Here is a 16,327-nt window from a genome sequence, read left to right on the forward strand (position 1 = left end):
GTCATTTTTAATCTAGTGGTTAATACTGACATTTAATCATTATATGAAATAAAAGATCAAATGATATTGATAGTAAGTATCATTTAAATTAACATCACCGCCTCAAATTTGAATGGATTTATAATTTTAAGGAGTCGAGAGCGGTGACCATGCTGACGAAAATGCTCAGTGCCGGAGCGGTATCTATCCTGCTTATCGGTTGTGGCGGTGGGAATGAATCTGACCCTAAACTAGAGACGCCATCTGTGGCGCTTCAATCTGGTTTTTTTCTCTCTGGAGTGGTACTCGATGGCTATCTTAAAAATGCCATCGTCTGCTTAGACAAAAACAGCAACGCTTTTTGTGACTCAAGTGATGGCGAGATCGTGCGTACTGATGAATTGGGTCGCTACACGTTACCCTATGAAGGGGCGATCGAGAATTATATGCTGCTGGTCGAGGCTGTCGCAGGGGAAACCTTAGATTCAGATGATCAGGGGCAAGCGTTAGCGCACAGTTTTACTTTAGAAGTGCCATCGTATCGACATCAAGTGATAAGCCCGCTTACCTCGATGGTCGCCAGTTTAGCCGCAAGTAGTGGAACAGGATTTGATGAAGCGGCTCAGAAATTGGCCAATGATCTCAACCTATCTGCGGACATGATTGTGTCTGATTATGTCACGCAAGATTCATTGCAGGGACGTGAGCTGCATCAGTTGGCCAGAGGCATCGCCCGATCGCTCCAATTGGGGATGATACAGTCTGCCAATTACGGTTTAGCTCCCAGTTTAGTGCGAAAAGGAGCGCTACAGCGCTTAGGGCAACTGGCTATCGCAGACGTTAAGTCTCGCACAGACAAGATCCCCGATGGGATGAGCTGGAGTGATACCAATGACGAGTTGAATGAGATTGGCTATGACTATCGGCACCAACTTTCCATCACTCAAGACGATATCCATGGGGACCAAATTCTGTTGCGTCCGAGTGCGCCAAAGCATGGCATTGTCAACGACGCGGCAGACACCTTCAACTGGACGTTGCTAAGTGGCTTTCCTGACCTAAAAGATTATCAATACTCACTGGACAAAGGAAAAAGCTGGCAGGCGGTGACGGCTAAACCTCTACCTGTTGGCGCGAAGCCTATCCCTAAGGGTGAAGTTCAAATACGCATTGCAGCCAATCGGGAGCGGTTACTTGCTGCCGGTATGGCATTGATTTCTTCACAGGCTTTCACTGAAACAGTGATACCCGCAGCGCCAGTGTCTCTGAGCCTAGATGACGGACGTGATGAAATTGTGTGGCAAGACTCGGTGGGCTACCCTGATTTTTCTGCCTATGAGTATACGCTTGATAATGGAAAAACGTGGGTTGATGTCGTGAAAAAACCCCAACCGATTGGCGATGTGTTTGTCCCTATCGGGCACCTGAAACTGAGGGTAAAGGCAAATGTTACCTCAGGAAGTCCCGCTGGGCACGTGGTGAAATCAACGATAGCGATGACACTAAAACCGGACACTCCACTTGCGCCTGCATTGCGATTTGTTGATGATGACTCGGATCTCCTGTCTTGGAATTGGGTGCCAGGTTTTGAACAGGCGCAAGAGTATCAAATCGATGTCGGCGAGGGTTGGCAAGAGGTGACGGCTAACCCTTATCATATAGGCAACGTGAGCATTTCTGCCAACACGATTAAAGTGAGAGTCAAAGCAAATTCGACCAATGGCCGCCTTTGGGGACAGTCTTTGGTGGTTGATACTGCGTTTCACAAAGTGCTCAACAAGCCAGCGGCACCTAAAGCTTCGATGGTCAATGATGCTGAGGACAGGTTTGACTGGAAATTGGTTACGAACTACGACAACCTCGAACATTATGAATATTCGCTTGATTATGGGGTTTCTTATCGCCCTGTTACCTCTAAACCTCAAGTGATTGGCAATGATGCGTTTCAGGCTGGCCAGATTTGTATTCGGGTAGCTGCGCTCATGGGTGGGGCTGTCGGTGATAGTCTGTGTTCGGATCAAGCCTTCACGGTCAGGCCGCCAACCCCAGCAGCACCTTCGCAGGGGGTCGTTGATGATGCGTTGAACACCTTTAATTGGGCATGGGTATCAGGTTTCGAGTCAGCAAACCACTATCAGTACCGTATCGATCAAGGACAATGGAGAACACTCGATGCCAAGCCGATTCAACTGGACGATAGGGAGTACCTCTCTGGGAGTATTGAAGTTCGGATTAAGAGGGACCCTTCCAATGGTCGTGAACCGAGTGCGGTGCTGGCAAACGCGACGGCGTTGACAAAGCGACCGAGTGCGCCTTTGGCACCAACGGGTCTAAAAGTGGATGATATTCGTGACACACTTGACTGGATACATGTGGCAGGATTCTCTGCTTTATCTGATTACGAATGGTCCGTCAATGGAGGGCGCGAATGGGCACCCGTTCCAGAAAAACCTCTGATTGTTGGAGATATCGCAAAACCAATCGGAGAAGTTTACCTTCGAGTTCGTGCTAACCGAGTTAATGGAAGACAAGCAGGAGCGGTGGCGACCAATGGCGCGATGTATACGGCGCGGCCTAAGTTGCCTGCGCCAACAAATGGACATATTGCTTCCTATCGAGGCATAAACTCGAATTCGATTCGGTGGGATTACGTGTCTGCTTCAGTGGATGGCCATCGGGTTGATTTTAATGAGCCAGAATATTATGAGTTCACCGTCGATCAAGGGGCGAGCTGGCAAACGGCTTCCAAAAGGCCTCAATTTGTGGGTTCTCAGGCGTATGATAAGAGTATTGTCGGTCTGCGACTTAAGCAAAATGCGATATCGGGTTTGGAAAGTCCCTCTAGTGAGGTGTTATGGGCAAGCAACATATCCGGTGAGTTTACGGCGCTGCAGTATGTACCGATGAACACCTTCTCAACAGCGGCGGATTTTGTAACCCACGGTGGGTGGTCTGCGGTAAATTGTATTGCGGAATATGATGTCCAAGGTAAGGGGACACCCGTGTTCTGGGCGCTGAGGCTTTCTCACCCGAAAAAAGAAACCCTGTTAGATAAAGTCAATCAGTTGTCTGTGTGCGACATTGACTATTGGGCTGTACCTAATTTTGATGATGTTGCGCAACGGTCGGCGAGAACTCATGATAGCCTCCCCGAAGGGGTACGTTCGTATTTACTTTCGGACGCTAATGATTATCCCATTTGGGCGAATAAGTCAGGTCAGTTCGTGACGTTAAGGCATGGGGTAGAAGTCCCACCTGCGAGCTACTCCAATTTCGTTTTCGCTCGTTGGGCAATCCCCGAGAGTCAAGATTTGCTAGCGGACATCAGCTCAGAGCTGGTGACGATGACGACATTACTTGGTGAACAAGCGGCCGAATTGGACGAGGCGATGACCTTTTTTAATGCTTGGCTCTTGGCAAGTCAGAACGGCACTAAAACACCAGCTGAACTTGACAGCGACAGTGCTCAAATGCGTGACCAGCTTTCCTCAACCCTGACCCGATTACAGGGGCATCAAGAGCAAACAAGCGTGCGTTTGGCAAAGTTTGAATTTCAGGCGCGTTTTGTCAACAACAGAGCAGACCAAGACAGCGTCGGCTTTATAGAGAAAGTGGCGCAATATCGAACCCAGATCCAGCAGTTAACTCAGGCTAATCAGGCCTTGGCCGCCACCGTCAATCTTGCTCAGTTTGGTGTTGCCTTTAGTCAGGCTAATCACCACTATCAGTTAGCCGTGCTCAAACAAAACAGTGTTAAAGCGGCCAATGTTGGGGGAGAGATCCATCAAGCTTCACTGGATCTTCACCGTACTCTCGCTGAACTGGAGAAAGCCCTTTTAAACATCAGCTCGATTGAGAAGACGCTGGATAGCAGCTTGGCTGGTCTGTTAGAGGGGTTTCCCACTTTGGGCACTCTCGCCCAGTCGATCAAACTTGAGTGGCTGTCTTTGTCTATCAAGGATCAGGTTGAATCCCTGTCTCTGGTCGCGAATGATGGTTTGAACCGTGCTCATCAGGCTGGCTATGCCGTGACTTCGGCGCAAGCGCTGATTGATGGGCGGTTTGCTAAGGTCGATCTTTTCGGACGCTACTTACCGGTGTCGGTGACTGAGGATAATGTCTGGAAATGTGTAGAGGATACCTCTACTGGTGGAAAGCGTCGTCTGTGGATGCTGCTCGACAATGGGTTGCCCAACGGCCAAGACGATATGCCTTTTGACACCTCTGGCGCTGATATTCGCAGTGTTATGGGGGCCGCAGGCCTGCTAGAACACGTCAACCAGAAAAAACTGTGTGGATTTGATGATTGGGCATTGCCCCATGTTGTGCAATTGAAAAGTCTTGCCACATTCAAGGTGGATAACGTTAAGAATGATGGTTATACGATCAACACTGATGTCTTTCACCATCATAAAGCGTTGTTACCGGAGTATGACCTTTCCCATTACCAAGGCGGGGTTCGATTTTATTATTGGACAAATCTGGCATCCAGCGCTTCACAGCAGTACGCGTATCAATTTTCCACCATTCATAATCGAGCGAGTTTGCAGTCCTACGTTCGAGACGCTGAGAGCGGTCAGCGTGAGGTGACGTTGGCAAGGTTGGTACGTGAAGATCCGGTTCAATGGCAGTACCTGACCTCGAATGGTGATCTCACGGATCGGCGAGTGGACGCCCAATGTGCCAAAAATACACGTTCAGGAGAAATATGGCAGATATACCAGCCCAACACGGCTGACCGTTATCAGTATTTTAGCGAAGTAAAACAAGCTCTCGGTGTAGCAAATGCACAATCATGGTGTGGTCAGTCTCATTGGCGGTTGCCCTCTCATTTTGAACTGACGAGCTTAATCCCTTGGGATGAAACGGCTTTTTCTGGCACCGAGCCTGAGTATCAAAATGGCTATGATAAAAAACTCTATTTAACCGACGCTTCAACGGACGAGCGTTTGGAGTTGTTCGATTTTTCTAAAGGTAACGTCAGCGAGTCCATTTTGTATGGAGGAAAAGGCGGTCATTACCTTTATCGGTTTGTGTCCAAATAACCGGAGGATTATCTAAATAATCATCGTGTCAGCCCAGTGGTTGGGCTGTCCTTTCTCTTTCTTAGGAGCATTTAATGTCAATCAGAAAAAAACAGCGTGGTGCGGCAGCTATTGAATACGCCATATTGGCGGCAGCGATGTCGGTGGTGTTACTGACGTTTGTCGGTGGCAGCGAAGGTAAGTTGACCCAAGCGATTGTCGGTGCCTATAACACCGTCATCGACTCCCTAGAGCAAACGAAAGATTCGGGAAATTAATCTAAGGATTGAGCATGACTGCTAAGCGCCTAATGATGTTGTCGATCCTCTTGTCTTTTATTGGCATAGGCTTGTTGCTGTTTAGTCAAAGCAACTCCGTACAACAAACAGAAAAAACGCCCCAAGAAGTGTTTAAGCGGGTGTTGGTCTCTGGCCAGAATATCGGTGTTGGTCAGGTGTATACGCCCAACATGTTTCGCTGGAAATCTGTTGCCGAAAATGAACTGTCTGATTATGTGGATTTTATTACGGAAGAGGAATTTGATGCGATTCATCTCGCCAGCGGCATCGCTCATATTGAAATGAAGCAAGATCAGATCTTGGGGGCGGCGGATTTGGTTCCCCCACAAGGTGGCAGTTCGCTTGCTCTCAATGTTCGGCGAGGTTTTCGTGCGGTGTCTGTCCCCGTTGATCAGGTCACCGCAAATTCTGGGTTTGTCCAGCCAGGTGACAAGGTAGATATACTTCTACTGGGGTCAAAAGTGAGTGAACTTAAAAAGTACGACAATCTGGTCGAAGGTTTGTATGTCAGCACTATTGCGACAAATGTCCGTATTCTTGCGTTTAACAATCTTTCGAGCTCTCAGGGTTTTCAGGAAAAGCGGCACGACTATGGTGCCAAGATACCGGATAACAGCTCGGTTTCTCTGGAGGTCACGCCAGAGCAAGCCACTCAGATTGTTTTGGCCAATCAGTTGGGTCGTTTGACGCTTTCTTTGCGGGGCGCCAGTGAGCTAGAAGCCTCTCTTCCTGCTTCTTATACCGTCACCGCCACAGAAATTAACCCAGAAAGTAAGCAAGTCGCCCCTGATGTCGGCTTGATCCAGTTAAGAGCGCAACCCAACAAAAACTAACAACTTCAGGACACAACAATGAACCAATTACTTCGCCGGTGGCGCTTAGTGCTGCTCTGCGTCTGGATGATGGTACTTCCAGCATGGGCTAATGCGTTAGAAGTGAATATTAATGAAGCTACCATGATCCGTTTGTCGGAAAAGGCGAAATCCATTTTTATTTCTAACACCCATATTGCCGATTACCAGCCGATGACTAACACAAAAATTATGGTGTTTGGGATTGAGGCGGGCACCGCGACCATCACGGTGTTAAACGAAAAAGAGCAGGTGATTTATCACAAAAAAATCCGTGTTGTGCACGATACCCAAGAGCTCGATAGCCTGATTAAAACCCAATTCCCCGATGCCTCTGTACGTTCGGAGTCTTTAGGAGGCAAGCTGTGGCTAAAAGGGAGTGTGCCAACGCCAGCGATGGCACACAGCATTGTCAATGTTGCGCGGGGATACTTATCGCCCATTTCGGCACCCCAAGGTAATCAGAGTGAGTCACAGTCGAGTGAGTCGTCAAACAGTGGCTCCGATAACTCAACGTCTATCCGCAGGGATGAACTGATCAACCAAATGGTGGTGACGATGCCCACGCAGGTCAATATTCGGGTCCGCATTGCTGAGGTCTCACGTAATGTGTCGAACAAACTTGGTATTAAGTGGGGGTCATTGGTCTCCAACGGCAGCTCGGTTGATAACGTCGTTGGCAGCTTTTTATACAACAAATCGTGGGATGTCAGCAGTTGGGGGAAACCCAACTTGAGTGCCTTAGTGGATGCATTGGCCTCGACCGGAGATATGTCCATTTTGGCTGAGCCAAACTTGACCGCTATGTCAGGTGAGGAAGCGAATTTCTTAGTTGGGGGGGAAGTACCGATCCCGCTGATTCAGGGGGATAACGCGACGATTGAATATAAGCCGTTTGGTGTCAATCTCAATTTCAAACCCGTCGTCCTTGGTCCAGACCGGATAAGCCTCAAAGTCGAGCCGGAAGTCAGCAGTGTCTCAGTGGATAACCAGACGGTCTTCAATGGCAATGTTTTACCTTCGTTTACCTCGCGTCGAGCCTCGACGACTATCGAACTGGCCAGTGGGCAAAGCTTTGCGCTGGGGGGATTGCTTCAAAGCAGTGAGATTGAACAACTTCAAAAGTTGCCCGGTGTTGGCGATATTCCGATCTTGGGTGGGTTGTTTCGTTCCAATGAGTATCAGCGTAGTGAAACGGAACTGATTATCATCGCAACCGCCTATCTGGTGGAGCCTACCCGAAGCGATAACTTGCCTTTGCCAACAGACGCTTTAATCCCACAAAGCGATCTGGAGCGGTTACTGGCTTTGCCGGATGAAGAACCGGTAGGAGCGGCTGGTCAATCCTCCTACACCGATAATCGCAAGCCCCGCCTGTTGGGTGACAATGGATTTTACTACTGAGGTACTTATGAAATTAACACCATGCATACTACTGTTGTCGGTGGCGCTTGGAGGCTGTGCTTCTGAATCCCTGCACCGACAGCCTGCCATTGATGTGGTTTCAGTGAGCAATACGCTGACCCTGACGGTAGAAAACAATCAACTCTCGTCATCACAGCAGCAGGATATAGAAGCCTTTATCTCTCAACGAGGTCAGCCCTACGGATTGAGAATAAAACTGTTGAGTTATTCAGATAAAGGGGCTGCTCAGGTCGCCACCATCAAACGCGGGTTGGTGACGCAAGGTGTGGCTCAGCATCAAATGGTTTCCGAACGAACCAAGCAGCTTGGCTCGGGGGATATTCAGATTATCGTCGAATCCTTTCGCGCCAAAGTGAACGCCTGTCATACAGGTAAGTTAGCGCCTGTGGTGTTGAATCAATACAAAAGTCATCCGTCTTATGGGTGTACAAATGCCGCGGCCCTCGCTCAAATGGTGGCGAACCCCAAAGATCTGATTGTGGGAGAGCCACTGGGGCCGACCAATGGTGCTAAGGCCGTTGCAGCGGTAGAAGCGTATGTTGCCCCCGCAACGGCCAACAACATCAGCCAGAATTCAGGCTCAGCGTTGTCTGAAGCCTCGGGGGGGAATTGAACATGAAAACACAAAGTGTGTCGGCGTTGGTCGCCTTTTCCCCAGCGATGGATCATTACTCGCTCAGCTTGGCGTTTGCCGAACAGGGGATTACCCGCTTAGTTGAGGTCTCACTTGACCGAGAGCAAATCATCAAACAGGCGTTAATGGAGGACTATGGAGTGATCGTGCTGGATGTGATCGCTCTGGCTTTGGAAGACGCGGTTGATTGGGTGCGTGATATTGTCCAACGAACGGGCGGGAGAGTTGTGGTTATTGGCAACAACGACCAGATCGCCTTCTACCGCGAGATGCTGGCCTCTGGCGCGGTTGACTATGTGGTCAACCCTGCTGCACCCGATTGTTTTTCCTCGTTGAATTTTGCGCCGCCTTCTCCTGCGAGCCACTCAGGACGAGTGATTTCTGTGGTTGGTGCGAAAGGCGGGGCAGGGACATCGACTCTGGTCGCCAGTTTAGCCCGAGCTTTGAATCAACGTCAGCAGTCGGTGACCATGGTCGATCTTGATTTTTCTGCTGGGGATTTGGACTTGCAGTTTAATGTTCAGGGCAACGAAGCTCTGGTTGAAATGTTGCAGTACCCAGAGCGCCTAGAGCCGGTGGTGTTTGAACGCTGTGGCATCAATATACAGTCTGGGTTGACCTTGTTTACGGGGTATTTGCCACTCGACAGTGCACCTTTTTGGCCTGATAAACAGGCGCTTAGCCATTTCAGTCGTGACTGTTTGCACAATACCGATAATCTTATTTTTGATATACCGGCTTACTCACTGCGTGATCAGGTGGGAAGAAGCGTGCTCAAGAGTGCGGATGTGCGGATTGTTGTTGTTGAACCGACACTGGCCTCGATTCGCAACGCAGGACAAATCATCAAGGGCTTGGCGGGTGGCTCTGAGATGAACGAAAACAAGAAAACCCTGATTGTGGTCAATCATACCAAGTCGAACCATGCATCATTGATTGGACTCAAGGAAATTCATCGTACCCTCGGTATCGACGTTGATGCTTCAGTGCCGTTTGCACCGAAGCACTTTTTGTCGTGCAACTCGCTGGGTCAATCACCACTTAAAGGTCATAGACCGTTCCTTAATGCGCTGAATCAATTGGTGCATAAAGTCCTCGATGAGCCAGCGATGCCGTCGTATCGCTTTTGGAACAGGAGTGCATGATGTTCAGTTCAACCAAGCCTCGGGCGACTCATGTGCCGAATTACATGGCCAGCTCAACTCCAGCAACGGCTGATCCTCATCGTGATCACTACCATCTTATCCACGCTGAGATCATCAATGAGCTAGAAGCCAGCGTCGTGGTGACACTGAGTGCTCAGGAGCTGGAGACAAGAATACAGCAGCTGGTCACCGATATTGTGGCCAGCAAACAGTTACCCATAGGCCACCAAGATGTGTCGACTATGGTCAGGCAATTGGTGGACGAGCTGCTGGGACTGGGCCCATTACAGCCGCTCATGGACGATCCTTCGGTGACCGATATTATGGTTAATGGTTATCAGGAAGTGTATGTGGAGAGGCGAGGCAAGCTGAAAAAAACTCAGATTGAATTTCGCAGTGAAGCTCAGCTTGTCAACCTTGCGCGCCGTATTGTGAGTAAGGTCGGGAGACGGGTTGATGAGAGCTCGCCTTTGGTCGATGCTCGGCTTGATGACGGTAGCCGGGTCAATGTCATGATCCCACCTTTAGCCTTGGATGGTACTTGTTTGTCGATACGAAAGTTCAGTCAGGACAAGCTGTCCCTCAATCAACTGGCTCAAAGTGGAGCGATGTCAGACAGTATGGTGCGCTTACTCGATATTATTGTGCGTTGTCGCCTCAACGTTTTGGTTGCTGGTGGGACAGGCGCAGGTAAAACCACGTTGCTTAATGCGATGTCATTCAGTATTTCGCCTAATGAGCGCATCATTACGATTGAAGATGCGGCGGAGTTGCAATTGCAACAGCCACATGTGATTCGTTCAGAAACGCGTCCGGCTAATGCAGAAGGTTTGATCGCGATTGGCCAGAGAGAGCTGGTTAGGAACGCATTAAGAATGCGCCCAGATAGAATCATTCTGGGCGAAGTCCGCGGTGATGAGGCATTCGAAATGATGCAAGCGATGAACACTGGCCATGAAGGCTCTTTGTCGACGTTGCATGCCAACTCTCCCCTTGATGCTCTGATCAGAATCGAAAACATGCTGTTGATGGCACAATCTTCCATGCCGCTTTTTGCTTTGCGTCGTCAAGTCGCAGGGACTATCGACATCGTGATTCAGGTTGAGCGAATGCGAGATGGTCAGCGACGTGTGGTGGCAATCACAGAAGTCATTGGTCTAGAAGGTGAGCAATATGTGACCCAAGACCTTTATCGATTTGAAGTGGTGGGTGAAGACCATCAAGGGCAGTTGTCTGGAAAGTACCAGAGTGCGGGCAGTCTGCCGTCATTTGCGACGAAAGCCAACTATTATCAGCTCGGTCCTCAGCTCAAAGCGGCCATGGAGATGACGGTATGATCCCAGTGATCCTATTGGTGTGGCTAGTTGTTCTCATGATGCTCAGCGTTTATCACTACAAGCGCCGCGTTAGGCTTAAGCAACGCCTGCTGTTAATAGGGTCTGACACTCCTTTGCGACCTGAGCATTCGATTGTCAAAGCGCATCGCTCTGGTGGACGTGTGCGTGAGTTCGTCGATCGTGCCCAAATACTGTTGAGCAAAAAAGATAAAGTCACCCTTGGGGTGGTTGCTTTGCTGATCATGTTGGCAAGTGGCCATTGGTTATCAGCGTTGATGTGGTATTGGAAGCTTGGTTTGGGAGTCGCCAGCTTTTGGGTAGTGTTTACGCTACTTTTTGTACTGCGCCGCCAACAACAAACCGAGGAATTTGAGACTCATATTGTGCAAGTTCTGGGGTTGGTTAGCCGATCGGTGTCGGCAGGCCTCTCTGTGCCGCAGGCGATAGAGCAGGTCGCTCAATCCCAAGCGGGATTGCTGGCGAGGGAGTTTAGTCTCATGCGTGATCATCTGGCATTGGGTATCCCGTTGCGGCAAACCCTTGATGATGCTTGTGTCCGTCTTCCGTATCGAACGTTCCGCTATTTTTCGATTGCGCTGATCCTCAATCAGAGCAACGGCGGTCAACTGAGGGATATTCTGAATAACCTCAGCCGAACTATGCACGATAATCGTGCGATGCAAAAAAAAGTCAAAAGCATGACTTCTGAGCCTAGGATCACGGCAAAGTTCTTATTTTTCATTCCTTTTCTACTCATGTCGGCCATGGCATGGACGGATATGTCGTTGCTGCAATTATTGCTTAATTCGGAGAATGGGCAGTCGGTGCTGGTGTATTGCTCGGTGAGTATTTGTCTGGGTGGACTGATTTTACATTCCTTGACGAAAAACAGGACATTTTCATGATTTCGATGTTAGCGGCCCTCTTAATCGTGATGGGTTTAGTGAGTTCTGTCCTGCTTTATCAACGGACGCAACAGCAAGAGGTGCTGTTTCAACGCTTGAAGCAGGTCAGTGTGACGCCATCGGCAACCCGTTCCGTGAGCAAAAAATGGCGCTGGGCATCTAAGCCACTTCGGCGCAAACAACTGGCCTTGCTAGGGCTGACTCACCCTTATGCCGAAACGGGGTTTGTGATCGGTCGTTTTGTTTTTATGTTATTGGCGGCGGTTATCTGGTTTTTTAGCCAGTCCATACAGTGGTCTGCGTCAGATTTCGCCCAGTGCACCGTTATCGCGATGCTCAGCGGCATTGGTATTGATCGTGCTCTTCAATGGCGAGTTCAGCGCATTCGCCAAACCATCTCAAGAGTTCTGCCGGATGCGTTGGATTTAATGGTCGTGTGTGTGGCGTCTGGGTTAACCCTTGAACATGCGTTTCGCACTGTTGGGGAAGAAATGAAATCAGTGTCTTTAGCCTTGTCACGCGAATGGGTGTTAACGGCGACGGAAATGTCGGTACTCGATTCACCACAACAAGCGTTGCTTAACCTTGATCAAAGGCTGGAACTGACGGACATCCACAATATGACGGTGACCATGTCTCAAGCGCTTACCTTTGGGACTCCCATGTCGCAATCTCTGAGCTTGATTGCCGCTGACAGTCGTCAGTATCAGTTGCTTGAACTGGAGGAATGGGTGGGAAAAATCCCCGCGAAGATGTCTTTCCCGTTGGTCGTATTCATTATGCTGCCTGTGGTGGTGGTGATCGTAGCGCCTGTTGTTCTGAGCCTTTTTACGACCTTGGAGAAATTATAATGAAGTCATGGATATGGGTGTGGTTCAGCTTGCTGGCGGTGGGTTGTCAATCGACTGGGCAAGACACCCACGAGGAGGACTTTCAATTGGCGCAAACCGCGATGACCAATGGTCATGCGGAAAATGCGTTGTCGATTTACAAACAGAAGCTGAAGGAGAGCCCTGATGATCCTCGATTGCTTTTCTTGGCAGGCAGTGCCTGTAATCAAGCCGCTCGCTATGATGAAGCTTTGCACTATTTGGTCAAAGGGCATCAATTGGCGCCTTCCGCGGCTTTTGAACGAGAGCTGGGGCGTGCTCATTTAGCTCTGGGTAACATCAGTTTGGCGAGCGCTGCTTTGGAGCACTCTGTGGTGGAACGTCATCAGGATGATGTCGCGCTCAATAGCTTAGGGGTCAGCTATGCACTTAACAGGCAATATGGCAAAGCAAGGCAATCCTTTCAGGAAGCGCTGACTGTCAGGCCTGATAGCGAAGAGTATAAGAATAACCTTGCTCTGAGCTGGCTGCTTGACGGTCAGCCGCAACACAGTATTGAGATCCTTTACCCTATCTATCAACGGGGAGAGGCAAGTCGCAAGTTACGGCTTAATCTGGCGTTATCTTATGCTTTCATGGGCCGTTTAGACGCAGCTCGTGCGATTGCCAGTCAGGATCTCAGTAAAGCGGAGTTGGAAAATAACCTTGAGTATTATCAACGAATCGCTTCACTGGAGGCGCCGGTATGGTAGTCAAGAAACAGTCGGGCAGTCAGACGGTCGAGTTTGCTTTGGTGTTGGTACCTTTGATGATTTTACTGCTTGCGACCTTCGAATTTACGCGCCTGATGTGGGTCAAGATAATTTTTGACTCTGCGGTGGAAGCGGCAGTCAGAGAAGTCAGAGTTTTGCCGCCATCGCCAATGGTTGATCGTCGTATTCAAGACAGGATAGCGGCGTTCCCCTTATTGAAATTTAGTCAGATTAAAGTGGGCGAACCGCGTTACGCTGATAGCATCCAATCTCTAGCCAACAATAAAAGTATTGGCTCTTCTGGTGCGATCATCTCTCACTATCAGATTGTCTATCAGTTCTCATTTGTCCTGATTCCGAGGTTATCTGAGCAATTTTCTGAGCATCTGACGCTCACCCGACAGGTGTTGGTGACCTATGACTATGATGCGTAAGCCATTGAAGCAAAAAGGTGTCGCTGTGATTGAGTTGCCTCTCATCGCGCTGGTGTTAATGGTGGTCATGTCAGGTTTGGTGGTTGTGCACAAGCTTTTACACTTGCAAAGCCGGCTTGACCGCACCGCGTTTTCGATGGTGGATGCATCGGCGGTTGCCTTGGTGCCACCTCACACTCGCATGCTCTATGACCAGAACAGTGCAAGCGATTTGCTGCGCATGGCTCAGAGAGTATTGGCGGATACGTTACCCAAGGAAAAATTAGGGCTGGTATTGGAAATGCGGCTTGCTGCTGAGGGCTCTCCGGTTGAGGTAATGAGCCAGCGGGCTGGGCATGACTGTGACGTCCGGCAACCCATTGAAAGTTTGGGGGCATTGGCGCCGATCAGTGCAAGCCCAATTGCCTCACTCAAAGGGAGAACCGCGGATTTATTTCAGGTAACGCTATGCGTTTCGGCACCGTTTGAGACGGATATTCCTCTCGTGAATTGGTTACTGCTGGCGCTGCCTTTGAAGATGAGCAGTCAGGCGGTCATGATCGGGAGAAATTATCATGCCTAAGCGTCAGTTAGGGTCCGTCTCCTTATCGTTTTTGGCTCTGCTTATTCCTATCTTACTGATGTTGGTCGCCACCCTAATGATTGGGTTTCAGGTGATCTTGTCGGGGAGGGCAGGGCAGGCAGTGGACTCGGCCGCCATCGCTTGTGCGTTTTCCGACCGATCTAACCCAGTTCTTAACCATGCCTACCTGGATTATTATCAGCCAAACATTAAACAAGTGACCACTCAGGCCGATGCGTCATCGGGCTGTGAAATTAAGATGGGCTATCAGCTAACGGGCCTGTTTCCATCGTTGACCTTCGCCCGAGCGTCTTACCACACTCAAGGGCAATCGACGGAGCATGCGCATGTTTCCCAATCGGCCAGTGTCGTTCCCACTGAGATGACACTTGTGTTGGATATTTCAAGTTCGATGTTTGATTCAGTTGACCAATTAAAAGCAATTTTGCTCCGCGCTATTGACCGCATAGAACAAGATAACGTGCTGATTGATGGACAAAGGGCGATCAGTATTGCAGTGGTGCCCTTCTCGGATGGGGTGTCGGTCAAGAATGCGCCTTGGCTAGATGAAAAAGGCATTTTTTGCGTCGATGGTTTAGCCAAAGAAAGCGGTGGAACGTTTAACGTTGATGACACTGTGCGCAACCTTGATCTCACCCATGGCCAACACCCTGTGAAACACAGGGCGCCCGAACAATATCTTGGTGATTGCAGTGAGTCGGCGTCGATCTTGCCACTGACGCGTGACATGAATCAGGTCAAAGAGGCAATTCGTCAATTGTCGACAACGGGTGGAACGGCTTCTTATCAGGGGGTTATTTGGGGCGCTCGTCAACTGATCCCTTCATGGCGTCGAGAGTGGTTATATCACTCTTACTCTGTCACGCCGGCCCAAAAACTGATTTTGATGACCGATGGTGTTGATAGTGGTTCTGTGTTTGATGACCTTGTGTCTGCAGGTTTGTGTGACCGTTTGGCGAATGAGTTTGGCATACAACTGAATTTTATCGGATTCAGTGTGCCGAGTCGGCGACTGGACCAGTTTAGTGACTGTGTGAATTCGGCTAGGGCAGGTGAGGCTCGCGGTCAGGTGTTTTCTGCAACCAACACTCAAGAGTTGGATGACTATTTCTCCAAAGTGTTGGAGGTGCAATACGACAATCGACTTAATTTTGGTACTAACTGATATAAAACAATAATTTATGGAGAAAATAATGAAGAAATGGGTTTGGTTATTCACATTGTGGATGTCTTTTTCGGCAATGGCTTTTCAACAAGGCGATAAGTTGACGGAGACGGCTTCTGCTGGGCTAAAACTTGATAATAGTCAATTGACTATCGTGGATTTTTTTGCCGAGTGGTGTGTGTCCTGTCGTCATGAACTGCCATTGGTCAATCAGCTTTACCGCGATCTTAAACAAACGGGTGTCACGGTGGTTGGGGTGGATGTCGATGAAGAAGTCGAAGTAGGACTGGCGTTTCAACAATCTTTGGGGTTGCAGTTTCCGGTGGTTAATGATCCTGAACAGGCCTTGATCGCTGAGTTCCAACCCATTGGTATGCCAGCGCTGTATTACATTTATCAGGGTGAAGTGCTCAAAGTTCGTTTTGGTGCGATTAATGACATCCGCAACGTGATTTTACAAGACTTGGCGGAAATGGGGCTGCAACTATGAGGCTGACGACTTTCGTTTGCTTATTGGTTATACCGTTGTCGGCAACTGCTGCACCAAAGCTTGATTTGAGCCATTTAGGGAAGCCACTGTCACAAAATGTTGAGCCGATAGAGAAGGCGTCCAGCACAGAGGAAGAGGTGATTTCCAGTCAGGTGTATACCAGTGGCCGATCGGAGATAGGCGCTCGACGCAATGTTGAACTGGCTAAACCCACGGCCGATGATTTGCACCTTGATGCGCCCAAGCCTGTGGTGAATCAGCCGTCAGCGTTGGCTTTTGTTGATGAAGCTTTGGGAATTAACCCCGTTAAACCTTGGCAAAAAGGCACCCTTGCAAAGAAAGAGATGAAGCCCGGAGGTCCGGTACCCGAATTTGACCTGTTTTCAGAGAAAGTTTTTTCCTACAAGCAAGGGTCTGTGGGTGGCGGTGGCGTCGGTGGCGGCGGTTGTGGATGTAACTAAGAATTTAAGAATA

15 protein-coding genes are annotated in these 16,327 nt (G+C 49.3%); all 15 read left to right on the forward strand.

Features of this window, described 5'->3' with window-relative positions; genetic code table 11:
* Nucleotides 1-143: 143 nt before the first annotated feature.
* The 15 genes from HLM86_RS07795 to HLM86_RS07865 all read left to right on the forward strand — a co-directional run bounded on the left by HLM86_RS07795 (nt 144) and on the right by HLM86_RS07865 (nt 16,314).
* Entirely contained in the window at nt 144-5,024 is a 4,881-nt protein-coding gene (locus HLM86_RS07795; protein ID WP_170882546.1) for an Lcl C-terminal domain-containing protein, read from the forward strand.
* Between the two features lie 74 nt (nt 5,025-5,098).
* Complete coding sequence (locus HLM86_RS07800; RefSeq protein WP_076588441.1) at nt 5,099-5,281, forward strand: Flp family type IVb pilin; 183 nt, start codon at nt 5,099-5,101, stop codon at nt 5,279-5,281.
* Between the two features lie 14 nt (nt 5,282-5,295).
* Nucleotides 5,296-6,135: a Flp pilus assembly protein CpaB gene (gene cpaB, locus HLM86_RS07805; RefSeq protein WP_076588443.1), complete on the forward strand. Its 840-nt coding sequence runs from the start codon at nt 5,296-5,298 to the stop codon at nt 6,133-6,135.
* 18 nt (nt 6,136-6,153) lie between these two features.
* Complete coding sequence (locus HLM86_RS07810) at nt 6,154-7,557, forward strand: type II and III secretion system protein family protein (RefSeq protein WP_076588445.1); 1,404 nt, start codon at nt 6,154-6,156, stop codon at nt 7,555-7,557.
* A 7-nt stretch (nt 7,558-7,564) separates the two neighbouring features.
* On the forward strand, nt 7,565-8,191 hold the full coding sequence (locus HLM86_RS07815; RefSeq protein WP_076588447.1) for a CpaD family pilus assembly lipoprotein: 627 nt from the start codon (nt 7,565-7,567) through the stop codon (nt 8,189-8,191).
* Between the two features lie 2 nt (nt 8,192-8,193).
* The gene (locus tag HLM86_RS07820) at nt 8,194-9,357 is read left to right on the forward strand and encodes a CpaE/TadZ family protein (RefSeq protein WP_076588449.1); all 1,164 of its coding nucleotides are present in this window, start codon (nt 8,194-8,196) and stop codon (nt 9,355-9,357) included.
* A 44-nt stretch (nt 9,358-9,401) separates the two neighbouring features.
* Entirely contained in the window at nt 9,402-10,694 is a 1,293-nt protein-coding gene (locus tag HLM86_RS07825) for a TadA family conjugal transfer-associated ATPase (protein ID WP_245798189.1), read from the forward strand.
* On the forward strand, nt 10,691-11,599 hold the full coding sequence (locus HLM86_RS07830) for a type II secretion system F family protein (RefSeq protein WP_076588455.1): 909 nt from the start codon (nt 10,691-10,693) through the stop codon (nt 11,597-11,599). Before HLM86_RS07825 ends, HLM86_RS07830 begins: the two co-directional genes overlap by 4 nt.
* A complete protein-coding gene (locus HLM86_RS07835; RefSeq protein WP_076588457.1) occupies nt 11,596-12,450 on the forward strand; it encodes a type II secretion system F family protein in 855 nt (284 codons plus the stop codon). Before HLM86_RS07830 ends, HLM86_RS07835 begins: the two co-directional genes overlap by 4 nt.
* Complete coding sequence (locus HLM86_RS07840; RefSeq protein ID WP_076588459.1) at nt 12,450-13,181, forward strand: tetratricopeptide repeat protein; 732 nt, start codon at nt 12,450-12,452, stop codon at nt 13,179-13,181. Before HLM86_RS07835 ends, HLM86_RS07840 begins: the two co-directional genes overlap by 1 nt.
* On the forward strand, nt 13,175-13,615 hold the full coding sequence (locus HLM86_RS07845) for a TadE/TadG family type IV pilus assembly protein (RefSeq protein ID WP_076588462.1): 441 nt from the start codon (nt 13,175-13,177) through the stop codon (nt 13,613-13,615). Before HLM86_RS07840 ends, HLM86_RS07845 begins: the two co-directional genes overlap by 7 nt.
* Entirely contained in the window at nt 13,599-14,177 is a 579-nt protein-coding gene (gene tadF / locus HLM86_RS07850) for a tight adherence pilus pseudopilin TadF (protein WP_245798187.1), read from the forward strand. The genes HLM86_RS07845 and tadF overlap by 17 nt, the downstream gene beginning before the upstream one ends.
* Nucleotides 14,170-15,363: a vWA domain-containing protein gene (locus tag HLM86_RS07855; RefSeq protein ID WP_076588464.1), complete on the forward strand. Its 1,194-nt coding sequence runs from the start codon at nt 14,170-14,172 to the stop codon at nt 15,361-15,363. The genes tadF and HLM86_RS07855 overlap by 8 nt, the downstream gene beginning before the upstream one ends.
* 28 nt (nt 15,364-15,391) lie before the next feature.
* Nucleotides 15,392-15,853, forward strand: a complete 462-nt coding sequence (locus tag HLM86_RS07860) for a TlpA family protein disulfide reductase (RefSeq protein WP_245798188.1) — start codon at nt 15,392-15,394, stop codon at nt 15,851-15,853.
* The gene (locus HLM86_RS07865; protein ID WP_076588466.1) at nt 15,850-16,314 is read left to right on the forward strand and encodes a DUF4266 domain-containing protein; all 465 of its coding nucleotides are present in this window, start codon (nt 15,850-15,852) and stop codon (nt 16,312-16,314) included. Before HLM86_RS07860 ends, HLM86_RS07865 begins: the two co-directional genes overlap by 4 nt.
* Nucleotides 16,315-16,327: the final 13 nt, after the last annotated feature.

The organism is Vibrio ostreicida, assembly GCF_013074385.2.
In the GTDB taxonomy this organism is placed as follows: domain Bacteria; phylum Pseudomonadota; class Gammaproteobacteria; order Enterobacterales; family Vibrionaceae; genus Vibrio; species Vibrio ostreicida.